We start from the raw sequence: 17,783 nt of genomic DNA, 5'->3' as shown, positions 1-17,783 counted from the left end.
GGTCGATGAATTTACTCGAAGCAGTAGTGCAAGCACTGAGGGAAACGGGGAAGGTTAATAAGGCCATCCAGTCGCAACCTGAGGCGATACTTTGGACTGATGCCGAGCGCCAGTGGGGTGCCGTGGTTCAGGCGCTAGGCGCCTCTGGGCGCTCCATCCTGACGCTCGGCGACTATAAGCCCGATACCCTGCAGGGGCCGGCCATCTGGCTGAAGTGCGCGCTGGCCGGGAATTTCGAAGAGGTGTCGTTCGAGGGTGTGCCGGTGGTGTACATGCCCGGTGTGTCTCGTGCCGACCTCCGCGCCATCGAAGCCTGTCCGCGACATCTCCAGCCCCTTGCCGAACTGCAGTACCGTGGGGTGTTCTGGACTCAGGTGAACGCCAAGGACTGGACCATCAATGCCTTCCTGACCTCGAAGAAGGGGGGCTTGGGACTCGATGTCGCGCAGGACCAGGCCACTCAGCAGGCCTTGCTGCGCGCCATGTTGTCTGGCGAGTTGTTAGAAAAACCGATTTCAGAGCTTCAGGGGCGTCATATCGATGCGACGTGGCTTGATGGTCTGCTGGCACCCAATCCGACCCGCGACATCCTGATGTGGATGAACGACCCGCAGAGGACCACTGCCGGCTGGCAGAGCGGTCGGTGGGAGGTGTTTGCCAGCCGATGTCGGAATGATTATGGCTTCGACCCGGTGAAGGATGGTGAGTTGGTCGCGGCCGAGAAACTTGCAGGCCGTAAAGGTAGCTGGACTGCGGTCTGGGAGCTGTATAAAGACGCGTACGCGAGTTTTCCTGCCATAGCGGACCTACTTTCCAAGGTTCCGTACCAGACGGGTGACCTCTTCGCTGATGTGTCGGCCTACCCGAAGGCCAACGATGAAGGCGAGGCAGAACTGCGTTACCAGCTGAACGGGCTTGCTTCGATGACTGCTGCTGATGCACGGCTGGCCATTCAGGAGGCTGAGCGCCGACACGGCGAGCGTCGCAACTGGCTCTGGGCGAAGATGGAGCGCGCGCCGCTCGCGCAGGCACTCAGGCATCTGGCGTTTGTGGCGAAGCAGACCCCTTCGACCGCCCTGGGCAGCACGCCCGAAGCGCAGGCGGATTGGTACCGAACTCAAGGTTGGCAGGTGGATGCCGAGGCTATGCAGGCGCTCGCACAAATTCACACCAAAGCTGACCAGGATGCAGTGTCCGCAGCCCTGCGTGCCGTCTACGTGCCTTGGCTGGAGGTTTTGTCCGTTTCATTTCAGAAGGCGGTCGCCGCGAACGGGGGGTTGAACCCAGCTGGGGCACCAAATGCGTCCGACGTGGCTGGGACGTGTGTGGTTTTTATTGATGGTTTGCGCTACGACGTCGCCAAGGCGCTGGAGGAGCGTTTGTCGTCTACGGGGCAGGTGGTTCTTGGGGCAGGCTGGACCGCTCTGCCGTCGGTCACGGCGTCTGGCAAGGCTTGGGTTTCCCCGGTGGCGCCCCTGATTGTGGGCAAGCCGGACGATGCGGATTTCGAACCTAACGTTGCTTCTACGATGAAGCCGTTGAATACGCACAATTTCCGGAAGTTGCTTGCCGACGCAGGTTACGACCCGCTGACGGGAAACGAGACGGGCGACCCCACGGGCAGGGCCTGGGTGGAGTGTGGCGACCTTGACCATTTCGGTCATGAGCACGGACTTCGGCTCCCTCGGGACATCGATAACCAACTCGCCCAGGTTGTCGAGCGTGTGCAAGAGTTGGTGGATGCGGGCTGGCGCCGTTTCCGTATTGTCACCGACCACGGCTGGTTGTTGGTGCCGGGTGGCATGCCGAAGGTCGAGTTGGCCAAATCGCAGGCGGAGACCCGCTGGGGGCGTTGTGCGGTGCTGCGGGAAAGCGCCACTGCTACGCCGCTGACCTTTGGCTGGGATTGGTGCCCCCAGGTCCAGATTGGATTTGCGCCGGGCATTGCGAGCTTTGTGGCCGGAGCCGAGTACGCGCATGGCGGACTGAGCCTGCAGGAGTGTTTGGTGCCCGAGCTCTTGCTTGAGGTGTCCAGCGGCGCGCCGACAGTGAGCGTTTCCATTACGAAGGTGGCCTGGCGAGGTCTGCGGTGCAACGTCGAGGTGTCCCCGGCGATGCCGGGGTTGCGAGCCGACCTACGTACGAAGGTTGCGGCGGCGGATTCGTCGCTCGTTGCTGCAGTGAAGGACATCGTGGATGGAAAGGTTTCGCTCGCCGTCCCTGACGAGGAGTGCGAGGGCGCAGCAGCCGTGCTCGTGGTGCTAGACGACCAGGGTAAGCTGCTGGCGAAGATGAACACGACCGTGGGCGAGTGAGTCGTTCGCCCGTACTTTCCACGGACCAAGAAGAAGTAAGAGCTAATGAATCTCGACGAACTTGACCGCAAGGCGGCCTCCGCCTTCGACGGCTTTATCGTGCGCAAGGACCTCGTGCGTACCTTCAGTCGCCAGTTTCCGGTTCCGACCTACGTGGTCGAGTTTCTGCTTGGGCGGTACTGCGCGACGACCGAGGAGTCTGAGATTCAGGAGGGGCTTGAGATTGTCCAGCGCCAGCTCCAATCCCGCACGGTGAAAGCGGGTGAAGAAGAGCTTTTCAAGGCGCGCGCGCGGGAGAGCGGGTCGGTCAAAATCATCGACATCATCACCGCCCGACTCGATGCGAAAAGCGATTCCTACGTTGCGTCTCTCCCAAGCCTGCGTCTGAACGATGTGCGCATCTCGCCGGAGCTCATCAAGGAGCATGAGCGCATGCTCACCGGCGGGTTCTACGCGGAAATCACCCTCGGCTACGATGCGGCGATTGCGCAGGAAAAGGGCGGACGACCATTCGGCATCGATGCGCTGCGGGCGATTCAGCTCTCCAAGCGTGATGTGCTGGAGTCGTTGGCGGAAGGCCGCCGGCAGCTGCGTACCGCCGAGTGGCGCGATTTTCTGTTGCGGAGCGTCGGCTTCGAGCCGGATGGGTTGAGCGACCGCGCCAAGGACGCCCTACTGCTTCGCATGGTGCCCTTCGTGGAGCGGAACTACAACCTGGTCGAACTGGGCCCACGCGGTACCGGCAAATCGCATCTTTTTCAGCAGGTTTCCCCTTACGCGCATTTGATTTCCGGCGGCAAGGCAACGGTGGCGCGGATGTTCGTGAACAACTCGAACGGCCAGCGCGGCCTGGTGTGCCAGTACGACGTGGTCTGTTTTGATGAGGTTTCCGGCGTCTCCTTCGACCAGAAGGATGGCGTGAACATCATGAAGGGCTACATGGAGTCGGGTGAATTCTCGCGCGGCAAGGAGAGCATCCGTGCGGATGGCTCCATCGTGCTGGTGGGCAACTTCGATGTGGACGTCGAGCACCAGCAGCGTGTCGGCCACCTGCTCGGCCCGCTGCCGCCCGAGATGCGCGACGACACCGCGTTTATGGACCGCATTCACGGATTCCTGCCGGGATGGGACGTGCCGAAGATGAACCCGTCGCTCTTCACCGAACATTTCGGGTTGGTGAGTGACTTCCTGTCGGAGTGCTTCTCGCAGCTCCGAAACCAGAGCCGTGTGTCGGCGATGCAAGGGCGCGTATTCCTTGGCGGAGCCTTGTCTGGTCGGGACATCAACGCGGTGAACAAGACCGTGAGCGGCCTGCTGAAACTGCTGTATCCGGACGGAGAGGAAGAGGTCAGCGATGAGGACCTCGAATGGGCGGTGCGGCTGGCGCTTGAGGTGCGGCGGCGTGTGAAGGAGCAGCAGAAGCGTATCGGCGCGGCCGAGTTCCGCAACACCCACTTCAGCTACACGCTCGGGGCCGAAGGCGTGGAGAAATTTGTGACCACGCCGGAACTGCGTAGCCAGGAAGGTATTGGCGATGAGCCCCTTGAGTCCGGTCAAATCTGGACGCTGAGTCCGGGAGGTGCCGACGAGCACCCCGGCCTGTTCCGGCTGGAGGTGACCGAGGGGCCCGGTAGTGGCGTGCGGGTACTGAACAAACCTGTACCTCCTGCCTTCCAGGAGTCGGTGCGCTGCGCGGAGCAGAATCTTTACACGCGGGCGACCCAACTGGTGGGAGACCGCGACCCGCGTTCTCACGAGTTCTCTGTGCAACTTCGGGGTTTCGACGCGGCGAAGAGTGGCGCAAAGACGGGTGTAGCCTGCCTCATCGCCTTGTCTAGCGCCCTGCTTCGGAAGTCAGTGCGAGGCGGCTTGATAGTTGTGGGCGAGGTGACCATCGGTGGCACCATTGAGTCGATTTACAACGCAGTAACCGTCGCCGAGATTGCTGTCGAGAAAGGTGCGAAGTCACTGCTGATGCCCGTCAGTTGTCGGCGGCAGTTGTTCGACCTGTCCGATGACATGGCGACGAAGCTGGACATTGAGTTTTACCAGGATGCCCGGGATGCACTCCTGAAGGCACTGGTGGATTGAGCGAATACCTTTGTCCGGCGCTTCAGCTTCTCGGTCCAGCAAACTAGTAGAGCGGGCTGTGGTGCGATGTGTTCTCGGACTTCAGGTGCTCACAGCAAGGTGACGCAGTCGCCACTGTCTGCTTCACCTTGCAATTAGCCTTGATGGGATTATTCAGCTAGACCTTCTTCATTTGAAAATTCCTCACGGCCTTCTTCGATTGCCGTGCGCGCGCGCCTTACAGCGGATTCAGCTCTGAAGGCGGCTTCGATGTCTGCACTGACTCTACGTTTGAACTCGTCAAAATCATTACAACTGGCGAGCGTGTTCGTGATTGTTGCCAGAGTGTTGCTCAAGTAATGCAAGTAGCCGTCGACTCGCTTTTCAAGCTCATAGATTTGCGTCGGCAGTGAGTTGTAACTGGCCTCCTCCCACCGTTTGCGTGCCCGCTTTTCGCACTCAATTTCCGTGGTAGCCATCCCAACTTGTTTCTTGTCGTATACGTCATCAAGGAACTGTGGCTGTTGGGGAAACTCCTTCCTGTATTGCGCTAACTCTTCCAGGTGTCGCTTATTTTCTGGAGCTGCGAGATAGTCATGAATTGCCTTCAATGCCCATGCAGGGCATTTCCGGCTGCTAACCCGGCTTGGGTCGATGAGCCACGCTTGAATAGTTCGTTCTGAAACTTTCTTCCCGGTCACTTGAGTGATGGCATTAGCGACCCTGTGATTCTCGCCGAAGAATTCGCGTTGAATTAGGACGGCCAGGTCGTCACGAATCCGACGGTCTGTATGATGCTCCCACAGTTTTTCCTTCACTGCATGAAGCTCCTCTTCCGTCCATTTTCGAACAGAATTTCCTGTCGGCCGAACATCGAAATCATCAACTGACTGAATGTTCCTGCTCCGATAGGTAACTGCGAACTCCGCGCCGGATTCCATATCTTTCGCGGACGCGCCCCCCAAGATGAAATTCCATGCCATAGCGCACCTCTAATTGTGTCCGCACATTGTGCGCGCACAATGTGCGTTGGTCAACGAATGGTGTGTCTGGCTAGCTACTGCCCCAAGAAAGGGAAGGTCGCTTTATTGAGGTGGCGTTCGACCTCGGCCTCGTTCTTCAAGATGATTTGCTGCGCCTGCGGCGTCACCGCTTGGCGCCCGTCGAACCCGAGGTGTTTGAGTAGGTAGAAAAGCAGTGCCTGGCGACACTGGAGACGCGCTTCCCCGTCCTCCATGCCGTAATCAAGTTCAATGACTTTCCGCTGCGGCGGGGGCAACCCCGAATGCGGCGCGATGACCAAAGTAACCGCCGTATGCCAGGCGCGGTCGTCCTCCGGTGAAACGGTCGAGGCGCCACCCGGCCGAATGGCGAGCATGCGCGCAATCACAAAATCGCGGAACGACTGCCGTGCGTGGCAGAACGCACGGACGTGCCACCGAAAACCGTCGAAAGCGAGGGCATGTGGCGAGAGGGTTCTGTCCTGAGGTTCCTCGCTCGTGAGGGACTGGTACTTCACCTTGACCGTTTCACGGTTCCGTATCGCCTGCAGCAGTCGGCCGAGGGTCTCGGTCGATACGACCCGTGTCGGAATGGGCGTTACCCCGACGGGCGGAGCCCATCCAATGAACAAGCTCCCCTCCGAACAGAGTCCGGAAACGGAAACGAGCAGGTCGTTCAGGTACCGCTGAGGATTGTCGGTGTTGTAGAGCGGCGCGAAGGAGGTACCGGAAAGGTAGGTCCGTGCTCTGGTGTCGTAACGGATGTTGTTTGGCGCAAGTTCCGTGTACCGGGCGATGTCGAGCGAGGCCTGTGGCACCGAGATGCCGAAGAACTCGATGAGGTCCGACCGGTTGAGGTGGCCATCCCAACGCAAGCGGTAGTCGATGAATTCGAGCCGGCGTTCCTGGCTCCAGCGGCCCGACGGACGGGAAGCGCTTGGAGCGGCGGGGGCAGTAGAAGTGGTGCGCGCAGTCATGGCGGCAAGTCTATCGCGAATATAAAAACTATACGAGTATAGTTTTTATGCCTACAATGCCGATGTGATTTCACCGATAGTGCCTACTGCCGTGGATTCCTATACTTGCTATGGACCAAGCTGCTGAACTTCCGCATCTCGACGATGCGGTCCCCGCGCCGGATTCGGTCGCCGAACTGCTTGACCTCACCAAGCAGCAGCGAAACCTGCTCCTGCTGCGCCCGCTGTTCCAGCTCGAACTCAACAAGCACAGCATGGGTGCCGAGGCGGCGGGCGCCGTGCCGCTCTTCAAGGACCTCGACACGCACTACCTGGTCCTCACGGCGCTGGACCAGATGATGGAAGGCACCACCATCCACATGGGCTGCACGCCGGCGGAGGTCATTGACCGCTTGATGGCGGTTGCGCAGGCGATGAAATCCAGCCTCAACGCGGCGCAGGCGCGCCGGGTGGCCGAGGTCATCCTCGATACCCTCGACAACAAGGCCAATGCCTACCGTGAGTTCGCCTTCGATTTCTTCGACGGGCCTGCTCGCCAGACAAGAACCGTGCGGTTCAGGCTAGTCAGTTACGAACCGGACCTCGAGGATGTGTACCGCTATCGTCCGACGGCCGAAGGCTATCTCGTCTATCTGGGGATGCTGGACCTTGCACCCGAGGATGCGCAGGAGCTCATGGAGAAAATGCTCGACCTGTTGGTGCAGCGCGGGCGGTTCGATGCGGCCCTCGAAATCGCCAAGCGGGCGCGCACACTTTCTCTCGAGTATCGCCAATTCATCCGCGACCGACTGATGCAGGCCTACCGGGCGCCGGGTTCAGTGAACTGGACGAAGGAGGTGGCAGGGAAGCTCAAGGATGCCCGCGGCCACGTCGGCGCCCGCCAGGCCGAGGACCAGCGCATGACCGAGGCGGTGAGGGAAGCCTTGCAGTCTGCCGAGGAGGCGAAGACGCGGCAGGACCTCGTTCAGCTATTGAAAACGCTGCAGGGCGCGAGCGTGATACGGGCAAACCTCGTGAGCGACATTACGGTTGCGCCCGAGAAGTTTCTGCTGGCGCAGCGCGCGCTCTTCCGTGCCCGACGCCCATCGGGTTTGCCAGACCTGGAAACGCGCCTCTTGCCCGACCTGCTCAAGCTGGGTCGCCACGTGTTGTCGGACCATGCGGACGACGCCATCAGCGGCTTGTACCCGGCGAAATGGCCGAAGGTGTATGGGTTGAACAATGTCTTCGGCCTGCTTCTGGAGCGGCGTGCCGAGGCGCTCGAACCCGACGACGAAGAAGGCGAAATCGAGCCCTTCGTGCCTCTGCCCGAGCAGTTTCCCGCGGCCCTTGTCGCCGAGGTGCAGGCGTGGGTCGGGCGCAAATTCGAGGAAGCCGGGGCGTGCAGTGTCGATGCCCTGTTGGGCATGGCCGAGTCGGAAGGCTTTGACCGGACCAAGCAGCGCTGTCTCGTGCTCATGATGTTCCGTAGCTACTCGCAGGCCGAAACCCTCTTTCCTGCGATGTGCGCCGACGCCGATGGGCGCTTCGAGCGCGAGGTCGCGCAAGGCTCGAACCTGCACTTCTCCCGTCTCGAAGGGACCCGGTCATGACTACCTCCCCCGACATGGCCCGCAACGCCGCGCGCCTCGTCTACAAGGCCATCCAGCCAGCCCTCTCGCCGGTCAATGATGCGCAGTACCGTGAGCTGCTCGACCTCTACCGCGCTGAACCGAGCTTCGTCATCATGGTGGAGGAAATCGCCGACGGGCTCGAGCTTGCCGTGCTCGATTTCAGTGAACGGGGGCTGGTCGTCGTACCAGCATCGCGCGAGAGCAAGTTCGCCATGCGCATGACGGACATCCGCTCCGGGCTCAAGCCTGAGCAGAAGGCGGCGCTGGTCCTCGCACATGTTGCAGTGGCGGCGGTGTTCTACCCGACCACGAGCGGATTGGAGGACGACCGCTTCGTGCCACCACCGGCAAGTCTCGCGCAGTTTCGCGACACCTTGTTGGCGTTGGCGCGGCGCCTGAAGGAGAGCGCGGAGGAGGATGCCGACCACAAGGAAATTCCGGACGAGCTGGCTCCCGGCTGGGAGCTCATCTGTTCGATGCCTCTGATGCTGCCCGGTGCCCAGCGGGCATCGCCCGCTTCGGTGACCGGGCTCATCGGCCTGGCGCTCTTGCACATGGTGAACGGCGCCTTGGTGCGCGTCGACCGGGAAGCCGCCGAGGAGGCTTTGGTGACCTATACGCCGACTCACCGCCTGCAGGTGCAGCTTCGTGAGCTCACGTTGCGGCGTCTTTTCGAAATCGCCCAGGCGGGCGCCGCGGCAGGAGGGGTCTAACCATGCAGAAGATTTCGCGCATCTACGTGGGCAGCTACGGTGCCGATATGGCCTGGTACGACGGAGTGACTTTCGACCTCACCGACCCTGCCACCGGCGAGCCGACCGATACCATCCTGAACCTCGAGAACGGCGGCGGGAAGACCACGCTGCTGAGCTTCGTGTTCTCGTGCTTCGATACGCCGCAGGAACGCTTCCTCAAGCACATCCAGAACAAGAACCATCGCTTCAGCCAGTATTTCGCACGCGACGGCCAGCCCGGCGTCATCCTCATCGAGTGGGTGATGCCGCCGCGCATTGCGGGCGGACAGCCTTACCGTCTGGTCCTCGGACAGGCGGTCGCGGTGAAGGCGGGCGCCGAGCGCGATGAGGTCGAGCGACTTTTCTTTAGCTTCGAGGCCAACAGCGCCCTGAACTTCGAGTCGGTACCTGCACCAAAACTCAACTTTGCCCCCGTTGGCAGCATGCTCGAACTGTCGCGCTGGATTCACGACGCGCACAAGCTCGCCCCGGACTTCTTCCAGACCAAGGTGCAGCAGGACTGGCAGAAGCACTTGCGCGAGGAGCGCCTCATCGACGTCGACATGCTCAAACTGCAGGTGAATTTCTCCGCAGAAGAAGGCGGCATCGACTCCGGGTTTCTAACCTTCAATTCGGAACCTGAATTCATCCGCAAGTTCTTCGGCCTGACCCTCGATGAAGGGCTGGCGGCCTCCGTGCGCCAAAGCGTGGTCGATGTCTGTGACAAGCTTCGGCGCAAGCCTCACCTGCAGAGGTGCCTGACCGAACTCACGCGTCTGCGCACTTCACTGCTCACCTTCAACGATTTCGCGGTCGCATACAACGCATCCCGCAGCGCTCAGGATGCGGTGCTGCGCCGTGGGGCCGGTCTTGCGCGCGGCCTCGAGGCGATGGCGCTTGGGTTACGGGAGGAGGAAGAAGTCGCGGCCGCCAATGAGGCATCGCAGACCCTTTTGGCCAAGAACAAGGAACTCCTCGCGAAGCGGCACGCAGGGGAGGCCACGACGCTGCGTCTGCTACAGCTCACCCGCGCCCTGGAGAAAGCCTCCGAGCGCAAGGAGTCAGCCCAACGCGGCGTCGACGCCGCGCGGACGACCCAGCAGTGCGTCAGGGCGGCCAAGACTCGCGGTGAGATTGCCGCGCTCGAGGCCCGCTTGGAGGAGTTGGTTGCGAGTTCTGCCGCCGCGCGCGAAGCGCTCGAGCCTTGGCGAGACAAGGCAGAAACCCAAGGGGCGCTGCTGCGCCACGCGCTTCGCAGCGCCGAGCAGGCGCTGCGTGACCAGATGAGCGCAGCGGGTACTGAAGAGTCCGAAGCGGGCCAGCGTCTCGGCACGCTTGTGCAACGTCTGCGCGAGCTCGAGGCGGCCGTGCGCAAGCTCGATGCCGAGGAGGCGCGCCTGAACGCGGCCGAAGACGCCTATCTCACGGCGCTCGCCCAACTCATCGAGGAAGGCGTGCTCGACGAGGGTGAGGCCCCGTCGGCGGCCCTGTCACGCTACGCTGACCTCGCCTCTGAGAAACGCAGCGAGGAGCAACAGCGCCGCACTCAGGCCGCGACGTTTCGGGGGCAGGAGCGCGATGCACGTCAGCATGCCAAACAGGCCGAGCTTGATGCCGCCACGGCCGCGGGCAGCATCGCCCAGCATGAGGCGTTTGTCGCCGATGGCGAAGTCGAGCGCGAGAAGCTCTCGCAGCTGCCGATTCTGCGGCTGGTGGCCGAGGCCGACACCGCCGACCCCGAGTCGCCGGCTTTGTTGCCCGCCCTGGAGCGACTCATGCTGGCCGAGGAGCGCTCGGTGGCGCAACACGCGGTGCAGCTCTCGACGCTTGAAGCAAGCCGCAGCGCCATTATGGAGACCGGGGTCGCGGGGGGCTCGCGCGACGTCGATGAAGTCGTGGCGAGCCTTCGCGGACTGGGCGTGAAATCGGCCAAGCCTTTCAACACCTATCTCGCGCAAGCTATTCCGGACGCCGCGGCGGCCCGCACGCTGGTCCTGAGCAATCCGGCGCGCTTCCTAGGGGTGTCGGTTGCGTCCAGCGAGCTTACACGGGCCCGCGAACTCCTCGGCCAGGCGTTGCCGCTCGATGCTCCGGTGATGGTATCGGTAGCCGCGTTGGAGCCCGAGGTGGCGGGCGAGGACCGCTTCGTTCTGCCTGCGGCCGATGACGCCGCCTTCAACCAGGAGGCCGCCCAGGTTCTGCTCCGGCAACTCGATGCCAAGCTTGCAATCGCGGAACGGCAACGTAATGCACACGCATTGCGCCACAAGGAGGCGGTGACTGCTCAAGAGCAGCTGCTGGCGTACGCCAAGCGTTTTGGCGGCGGTGCGCTCGCTCGTGCGCAAGCCGAGACTGAGCGCTTGCGTGCCGAGTCGGCGGCTGCGTTGGCGAGGGCAAAGACATTCGAGGCGCAGGCCGAGGAGTATGACCAGCATGCCGAGGCGGCGACCGACGCTGCGGCCGGTTGCGCCCGTGCCGCGCAGACCGCCGAAATGCACCTGAGCGCAGTGCGCAGCTTCAGTCGGACTCACGATGCCGACCGACCGACGCGGCTCGCTCGTCTGCAGGCGATTTCCAACGAGCGCGCCGAACAGGACGCGCAGCGGGCTCAACTCGAAGCCGAGCAGACCGCGCTCGCCGCGGCGAAGGAGCGCGCCTTCCAGCGCAAGGTAGAACTTGACGCTAAGGCGGGCGAGTTGCTCAAGGAGCGGCTGTCCGTAACGTACCGGCGAGAGGGTTTCCCGGCGGAGGAATGGTTGCAGGCAAAGCCGCAAACGTTGGAGGTGCTGCGTGTCCTGTACGCGGACGCGGAGCGAACCTATTTGACCGAGGCCAGCCAGCGGCTGGGACTCCTTAGTTTGGAGGAGGAGCAGGCTCGTAAGGGACTCACCGAACGGGAGCAGGCCTTTGCGGTGGAGTTCGAAGAGGTGTGTCCGGAGGACTACGAGTCCTACCTCGCCGTTCAGGATTTCCCAGCGCAGCTCCGACAATGTGCCGATACGCTCGCCCAGGCCGAGCATGTGCTCAAAGGTGCGGAACGCGACGAAACAGAGGCTGCGACGGAACGCAAAGTGTTCCAGAAGGACAATCGCCAAGTCGAGCCGGCCTCGGCCCTAATGCTCGCCCTCAACGACGCCGCGCTAGAGGAAACGTTGTCTCGCACCCTCTTGGTGCAACAGGAGGCGAGCGCCGCGGCGCAGACTGCGCTGGCGGCAGCCCTCCGCCATAAGAGCGCAGCTCGTGACGCGGGTGACAAGGCGAGCAGCGCCGAGCAGTCGGCGGGGACCCTGCGGGCGTCGTTGGGATTGCCGGATTTGCTCGATGCCGAGCCGGAGACCCCGGAGAGCGCATTCGCCCTGCAGGCGAGGGCGCTCATCGCCGAGTTCAATCGCAAGCGCAACGACTCGGAGGCTGCGCGCAAGGATGCCACCAAAGCCTTCGAGCGGCTGAAAGCCGAGGCGGCGACGCCCGCCATGCAAGAGGTGGAGCCCGACATCGCCAGCCAATTGCTCCGCAACGAATTCGAGGAGGCCTGCGCGGACAGCGCGCGCCTGCTCGAGGGGCTCGACGACCGCATCGGCACGACGCAGTCCAGCCTCGATGGCATGCGCGAGGACTTCGATGCGTGCCTGGGCGAACTTCATAACCTCGCCGGTAGCGCCATTACCCTGCTCAACTCAGCCTGCACCAACAAGCGGGTGCCCGCCGGGGCGCCCTATGTGGGTGGCAAGCCCATCCTGAAGATGCGGGCACGCTTCAATGAGCTTGGGCATGATGTTCGCCGGCAGCAGCTTGGCAACTATCTCGACGACCTGATTGAGTCGAAGACCGTACCGGTCAAGGGGGCCGACCTCGTCGCCGACGCATTGCTGCGCATCCACGGCAAGCCGTTGGGCCTGCAAATGCTCAAGATGGTCCCGGACGAGGCCCTCCAGTATGTCGCCGTGGACAAAATTCAGAACTCCGGCGGCGAGGGTGTCGTGATGGCGATGTTCCTCTACATGCTCACCAACCAGCTGCGCGCCGAGACCCAGGCAAAACTCAAGAAGGCGGGCGGCGGACCGCTCATCCTGGACAACCCGTTTGCCAAGGCCACCACGCCCACCCTGTGGAAAGCGCAGCGATTGCTCGCGCAGGCGATGGATGTGCAGCTCATCTTCGCCACCGCACTGCCCGATTACAACACCGTGGGTGAGTTCGGACGCTTCGTGCGTTTGCGCAAGGCGGGCAAGAACACGAAGACCGGCCGCTGGCACATCGAAGCCGTGGACTTCAAGCTGAACGAGGAGCGTCCGGTTGCAGAGGTCGCGAGATGAGCGACGCATTCCTGGAAGCGATGCGGACCGGTACCCGAAAGCGCATCTCCCTGGATGACGTCCGACGGGCCTTCTTCGCCGCGCATCCGGAAGTCCTCGCCAATCCTGGTCGCAACGCGCTCCTGCTCGAGCGCCTGCGAGCCCTCGAGGAGGCGGGCGCACTCGTATTGCCGGCGGCCGGAAGCTGGGAGAAGGTGGGTAACCCGACATTGCCTAACTGGGTGCAGCTGACGCGCGAGCCGGCGTTGGTGCCGGCGGTGGACTACGCGGCGGTACCGTGGGTCCCGGAACTCGGATTCTGGCCTGAGTTGAAGCCCCCCGCCTTGGAGGCGGCCCGGACCATCAACGATTTTCTGCTGCGCCGGCGCACCACGCTGACGATGGTGCCCATCAAGGAGCGCTCACTGGAAATCTTCGGCGACGAAAAGCGCCTCGATGCCCTGCGCGCCAGCGGCGACAACAGTCTTTTTGGCGGTCGGCTCCCCCTGTCGGCCCTGGGCGCCTTCGTGGTGCCGTCCCCCTTGCCCTACCGCCTGGCCGATGCCGCGGGTCAGCCCGTGCTCGTTGTCGAAAACCACAACAGCTTCTGGAGCTTCGGCGAGTGGAACCAACAGGCGGGGCGCTACGCCGCCGTGGTGTACGGCTCGGGCAAGGCCTTTCAGGGCAGCGGCAAGGCGCTCGAGCAAGTGCTGCACGAGGTTGGCGGAGTAGGCGCGCTCTACTTGGGTGACCTGGACCCGGCAGGCGTACGCATCCCGCTGGAGTTCAACCTTACTCGTGGAGATGGCTACACCCCGGTCAGGCCGGCGGTTGAACTCTATCGCTGGCTACTCGAAAACGGGCGACGGAGGCCGCTCGAGGAACGACAAGAAAGAGCCGGGCATATTGCACGGAACTGGCTCGGCGCGGAGCTTGGCGACGAGTTGACCGCGCTGTGGGATGCGGGGCAGTGGGTTCCCCAGGAAGCCTTGGGTTTCGAGCGCCTGACGGCGGGGACAGGGGCTTTCCCCCCAAGCTAGCACAGGCAATCACGCTGAGAGCACCAAGCCCTGTCGTAAGGTTTTCGGCGGCGGGCTGGGCCCCGTCTCATGTGGCAGGGTCCGGCGCCTTCGAATTTAGTTCGTCCTGGCCAGGCAGCAGACGTGACAACGGGCCGCGCGTGACGTCCATGGCGTCGGCTTGGGAAAGCGCCCAGGCAACCCACCGCTCGAGTTCCTCGGGATGATGCGCCGCCTCCGGATGGTTCCGGATGGCCAGCACAAACGCGCGTATATCCGCCGCGCGTCGCCAGTTCTGTGCGTCCGATATCAGCCGGTCCCTCCGTTCGGCTTCTTTTCGGAGCAAAGCTTCGCGTCGTTCCTGCTCTGCGCGTTCTCGCGCGGCGCGCGCAGCCTCGTCCCGGCTTCGTTTTCGTTCGGCGAGCCACTCGTAATGCCGCAGCGTCCCCGCACGGTACTGGAGCTCACCGGAGACGAGGAGGTGAACGATGATTTCGTGAAGTCGGTCCTCCAGGGGCTCGGTCTCGGAGTCCTTCCATTCGCTGGGCACGCTGCCGAAATACTCCTGCGGGGCGGTCACGGCAATGCGAAGGGGCAGTCGGGCCTTGGTGTCGTCGGGACCGAATATCCTGTCGTTGCGACGAGACCGCTTTAGCGGCATCACGGAGAACGCCACGGCCTGGTCGCCGACCACAGCGAAGAGCTCTTCCGCCTCGTCACCACGACAGGATGGACGGCAGCTCGCTCTGGAAAGCCCCACGAAGATTGCGTTGATGAGGCGCAGCCGTCGCTTTGCCGCCGGTGTATCGAATTTAGGCGAGTGAATCGGGTAGCGCTGCGTTTCTGCCTGCTTTCTTCGCTCTTCGTCTTCTGCGAGAAGACGGGCGATGTGCGCGTGCGGATTCGCGAGCGACCGTGGGAGCGCTGCCTTCCCCGCCTGCTTCCTGGCCCGTTCGAAGACGACGTCCAATGTTTCAGCGAATTCGGGGCGAGGGGGAAGCTCGCCTATCGGTTCGTCGTGGTACCAGCCGGTACGGCGACCGATTTCGACACTCCCGGACTCTCCGAGTCCCCGGCGGGGCAGAGGAATGCGGCGGACCGTCTTGCCAGCCGCGTGGGCCGCCCAGTAGCCGCGGGGTGGAACCGGTACGCGGGCAGCGGCACAGGCTTTTCCGAGCGCAACGTCCGACAATCCGAATTCCTTGGCTAGGGCGGTTTTTGGCTTACTCCACACCAGTTCGTACAGGTCTTCGCGTGTCAGCGTTTGCGACATGTGACGTGCTCCTCGAGGCCGTAGGCGTAATGGTCTAACTTACCGACCACTGCGACTAGGGTGAGGGTCATGTCCCGTACTCGCTGTTGTGCGTTTCACGGAACATTGAGAGTCAGGGGGGCGGCTGAAGACGGCCTCGACGAGCCGCGTCGGGCGCGGCGGCCGCTCCGACATGAGTTGGCGGGCGGCTCCGCACGGCTACCCCGGTCGTCTTCGAGCCTGAAAAGAAAAAAGCCCGAGCAACGGGGCCCGGGCTTAAATCCACACCAAGGAGGAGGGTGGAGGAGACAGGTGAACGATACGCCTACGTATTGATGCGACGCAACAAATAATTTTTATCGCCCCATTGCACAAGCTTCGGTCGTCTCCGTTCCCCTACGCCAACGTCGGCTGCACGCATCAACCCACGTGCTTCCCGCGCGTGCTCGCGGTCGGTGAATGGATAATGGGCAACACGTCGGCGAAATGCTCGTGCATCTCCCTCACCGGCAGCATGTTTTCCGCAACTCTTGACAGGATGGACTGCAGCTGCGCGGTCAGTGCGACGACCGCGTTGGAATTGCGGATGACGTCGCAAATGAGCTGCGGCGGGTAACCCGTCATGGTGCGGGACAGGGGATGCAGACCGCCGTGCGCATAGCTGTTCATCGCCTTCCACGTGACTTCCTTGTACTCCCGCAGTTGCGCGACGATGGGCGCGGGCGCATCAGGATGGGCTTCTAACTCCTTGAGCATATCGGCCAATCCCAGCCCCTCATTGGCGCGCTTGGCGGTTTCCATCGTGAGGGGCTCGGAAAGCTTGGCGACCCAGTTGTCGCTGGCCGCGTGGAGGAGCCAGACGCCTCGAACCAAGCTCTCGAACTGCGGGCGGGTCAGCGCAATCGCTGATGAGAACAGCCCTTGGTCGACCAGCATCAAGGTACTGAGTGCGTGTTCCAGCGAAAGCAGGCCGGACTGGAATGCTGCCACGAAGCGCTCGTCCGGCGCGGGCAACAGCGACTGTACATGGCGCTGCACCTCCGTGTGGAACTGGGCGGTTCGGTCGAGGAGTCGATGAAGTTTTTCGTCGGTCATCGGTGTGGAACGAGTGGTCGTCGGACGGTGTTGGGGATGTTAGCGGAGCCGGCCGTCGTCGCGCCCGCCCGGAGGGTAAATTCCATCAGGGGAAGATATCGCACAAGCGTCAGGTTACTTCGTTCGGATTGTTGACGCAGTGCGCCGCTCCTTCGTAGGCCAGCCACTACTGAATGAATCGGTCGAGTCGCCTTAGAATGAACACCGGGTGCCGCAATCAGTAGATGGGGAGGTGAATCGGATGAAGAAATTGCTGCTCGCTCCGTTACCCGAACCCGTTGCGCCAGACTACGGGGCCCAGTTCCCGAACGATATCGCACGCCTCGTTGCGACCGCTGGAAATGCGGGATACGAGGTTTCTCCGGAGGTGGCGACGCAGCTTTGGGCTCGCTACTCCGATGGCCTGTGTGCGACTTGGCTATCGATGTCCGAGTGGAGCGATGAAACGGTGCTCGAGTGCCTGCTGAAGCACGCCGTAATCGTCGACACGCGCACCGGCGTGCCTGCGGTGCCCACCGGCTATCACACGTGGCTCGACTACGCCGTCGCGACCATGGAGTTGCCAGCGTCGGAGGCCTGTGTCCTGACGGACGAAGAATTGACCGCAGCGAGGCTCGCCATACGTGATGCAGCACGCACGGAGCTGAGCATCCTGCGGCGGGCGGTAAGTTGCGTGCCGCGCTGACGTCTCCCCGCACCGTGCGCGACAGCTCGCTGACGGTCGCCGGTATCGACATTGGCGGTGTACGGAAGGGCTGCCATCTGGTGGTCCTGCGCGGCAACGCCATTGTCTGCAACATCCGCAGGGGCGACCCGGAAAATTTGGCGCGCATGTGCGAGGAGCTTGGTGCGGTGGCGGTCGGCATCGATTCGCCCTGCCGGTGGGGGCAACCGCAATCGGGCCGGCTGGCGGAAAAGGCGCTCGCCAAGGAGCGGATATTTTCCTTTGCGACGCCGACGCGGGAACGCGCTGCGGCGAACACGTCTGGGTTCTACGGCTGGATGTTCTGCGGTGAGCGCGTTTATCAGGCCTTGGCTGCCACCCACCCGCTGTTGAGTGACGTGGGCTACGCCGGGGGGAAAGTCTGCTTCGAGACGTTCCCGCATGCCATCACCTGCGCGATGCTTGGCACCGCCGAGGCCTCGGCGAAACGCAAGCGTGTGCAGCGCCGACAGCTGCTGAGGGATGCGGGCATTGACCCGACACCATTGAAATCCATCGATGCAGTGGATGCGGCCCTGTGCGCGCTGACCGCCACATATGTGATTGCCGGTCGGAGCGAGGCATACGGGGATACCGAGGGCGGCTACATTTTCGTTCCCGCCTCCCTTAGGCCATTTGATTTTTGAAGGGCCTTGACCGGGCAGCGGAGCCGGCAATAGTGATTGCAATGATTGCGGTCCGCGCTAAA

Annotated in this window: 12 protein-coding genes; 8 read left to right on the top strand and 4 right to left on the bottom strand. The window is 62.7% G+C overall.

The genetic code is table 11. The features are described from left to right. The first annotated feature begins 5 nt into the window (after positions 1–5). Positions 6–2,315 carry a BREX-1 system phosphatase PglZ type B gene (gene pglZ, locus U5817_RS17350; RefSeq protein WP_407278219.1) on the top strand — a complete coding sequence of 770 codons (2,310 nt, stop codon included), beginning with the start codon at positions 6–8 and terminating at the stop codon, positions 2,313–2,315. A 45-nt stretch (positions 2,316–2,360) separates the two neighbouring features. After that, positions 2,361–4,406, top strand: a complete 2,046-nt coding sequence (gene brxL, locus U5817_RS17345; protein WP_407278218.1) for a protease Lon-related BREX system protein BrxL — start codon at positions 2,361–2,363, stop codon at positions 4,404–4,406. Positions 4,407–4,555: 149 nt separating this feature from the next. Here brxL and U5817_RS17340 read toward each other — a convergent pair whose 3' ends face one another. Next, positions 4,556–5,368: a hypothetical protein gene (locus U5817_RS17340; RefSeq protein WP_407278217.1), complete on the bottom strand. Its 813-nt coding sequence runs from the start codon at positions 5,366–5,368 to the stop codon at positions 4,556–4,558. 74 nt (positions 5,369–5,442) lie between these two features. Further along, positions 5,443–6,363: a helix-turn-helix transcriptional regulator gene (locus U5817_RS17335; protein ID WP_407278216.1), complete on the bottom strand. Its 921-nt coding sequence runs from the start codon at positions 6,361–6,363 to the stop codon at positions 5,443–5,445. Between the two features lie 110 nt (positions 6,364–6,473). Between U5817_RS17335 and U5817_RS17330 the strand changes: the two genes are divergently transcribed. Genes U5817_RS17330 through U5817_RS17315 form a run of 4 tightly spaced genes read left to right on the top strand, consistent with a single transcriptional unit; the run spans position 6,474 to position 14,045 of the window. Beyond that, positions 6,474–7,955, top strand: coding sequence for a hypothetical protein (locus tag U5817_RS17330; protein WP_407278215.1), 1,482 nt, complete (start codon positions 6,474–6,476; stop codon positions 7,953–7,955). Further along, positions 7,952–8,689: a hypothetical protein gene (locus U5817_RS17325; protein WP_407278214.1), complete on the top strand. Its 738-nt coding sequence runs from the start codon at positions 7,952–7,954 to the stop codon at positions 8,687–8,689. The genes U5817_RS17330 and U5817_RS17325 overlap by 4 nt, the downstream gene beginning before the upstream one ends. A gap of 2 nt (positions 8,690–8,691) precedes the next feature. Beyond that, positions 8,692–13,026: a hypothetical protein gene (locus tag U5817_RS17320; RefSeq protein ID WP_407278213.1), complete on the top strand. Its 4,335-nt coding sequence runs from the start codon at positions 8,692–8,694 to the stop codon at positions 13,024–13,026. Next, the gene (locus U5817_RS17315; protein WP_407278212.1) at positions 13,023–14,045 is read left to right on the top strand and encodes a Wadjet anti-phage system protein JetD domain-containing protein; all 1,023 of its coding nucleotides are present in this window, start codon (positions 13,023–13,025) and stop codon (positions 14,043–14,045) included. Before U5817_RS17320 ends, U5817_RS17315 begins: the two co-directional genes overlap by 4 nt. A 67-nt stretch (positions 14,046–14,112) precedes the next feature. On the opposite strand, the gene U5817_RS17310 is transcribed toward U5817_RS17315, so the two are convergent. Together U5817_RS17310 and U5817_RS17305 are read right to left on the bottom strand one after the other, a co-directional pair. Further along, positions 14,113–15,297, bottom strand: a complete 1,185-nt coding sequence (locus tag U5817_RS17310) for a hypothetical protein (protein WP_407278211.1) — start codon at positions 15,295–15,297, stop codon at positions 14,113–14,115. A 399-nt stretch (positions 15,298–15,696) separates the two neighbouring features. Next, the gene (locus U5817_RS17305; protein ID WP_407278210.1) at positions 15,697–16,371 is read right to left on the bottom strand and encodes a DUF6988 family protein; all 675 of its coding nucleotides are present in this window, start codon (positions 16,369–16,371) and stop codon (positions 15,697–15,699) included. Positions 16,372–16,612: 241 nt separating this feature from the next. On the opposite strand from U5817_RS17305, the gene U5817_RS17300 reads away from it, so the two are divergent. After that, a complete protein-coding gene (locus U5817_RS17300; RefSeq protein WP_407278209.1) occupies positions 16,613–17,056 on the top strand; it encodes a hypothetical protein in 444 nt (147 codons plus the stop codon). Further along, the gene (locus U5817_RS17295; RefSeq protein WP_407278208.1) at positions 17,041–17,721 is read left to right on the top strand and encodes a DUF429 domain-containing protein; all 681 of its coding nucleotides are present in this window, start codon (positions 17,041–17,043) and stop codon (positions 17,719–17,721) included. Before U5817_RS17300 ends, U5817_RS17295 begins: the two co-directional genes overlap by 16 nt. The last annotated feature ends 62 nt before the right edge of the window (positions 17,722–17,783 follow it).

It is taken from the genome of Aromatoleum evansii (genome assembly GCF_045689615.1).
In the GTDB taxonomy this organism is placed as follows: Bacteria; Pseudomonadota; Gammaproteobacteria; order Burkholderiales; family Rhodocyclaceae; genus Aromatoleum; species Aromatoleum evansii.
This window is presented reverse-complemented; position numbering and strand designations above follow the sequence as displayed.

Coding starts and splice junctions, on each gene's coding strand:
- pglZ (WP_407278219.1), top strand. CDS start 6: ATGAATTTACTCGAAGCAGTAGTGCAAGCACTGAGGGAAACGGGGAAG.
- brxL (WP_407278218.1), top strand. CDS start 2,361: ATGAATCTCGACGAACTTGACCGCAAGGCGGCCTCCGCCTTCGACGGC.
- U5817_RS17340 (WP_407278217.1), bottom strand. CDS start 5,368: ATGGCATGGAATTTCATCTTGGGGGGCGCGTCCGCGAAAGATATGGAA.
- U5817_RS17335 (WP_407278216.1), bottom strand. CDS start 6,363: ATGACTGCGCGCACCACTTCTACTGCCCCCGCCGCTCCAAGCGCTTCC.
- U5817_RS17330 (WP_407278215.1), top strand. CDS start 6,474: ATGGACCAAGCTGCTGAACTTCCGCATCTCGACGATGCGGTCCCCGCG.
- U5817_RS17325 (WP_407278214.1), top strand. CDS start 7,952: ATGACTACCTCCCCCGACATGGCCCGCAACGCCGCGCGCCTCGTCTAC.
- U5817_RS17320 (WP_407278213.1), top strand. CDS start 8,692: ATGCAGAAGATTTCGCGCATCTACGTGGGCAGCTACGGTGCCGATATG.
- U5817_RS17315 (WP_407278212.1), top strand. CDS start 13,023: ATGAGCGACGCATTCCTGGAAGCGATGCGGACCGGTACCCGAAAGCGC.
- U5817_RS17310 (WP_407278211.1), bottom strand. CDS start 15,297: ATGTCGCAAACGCTGACACGCGAAGACCTGTACGAACTGGTGTGGAGT.
- U5817_RS17305 (WP_407278210.1), bottom strand. CDS start 16,371: ATGACCGACGAAAAACTTCATCGACTCCTCGACCGAACCGCCCAGTTC.
- U5817_RS17300 (WP_407278209.1), top strand. CDS start 16,613: ATGAAGAAATTGCTGCTCGCTCCGTTACCCGAACCCGTTGCGCCAGAC.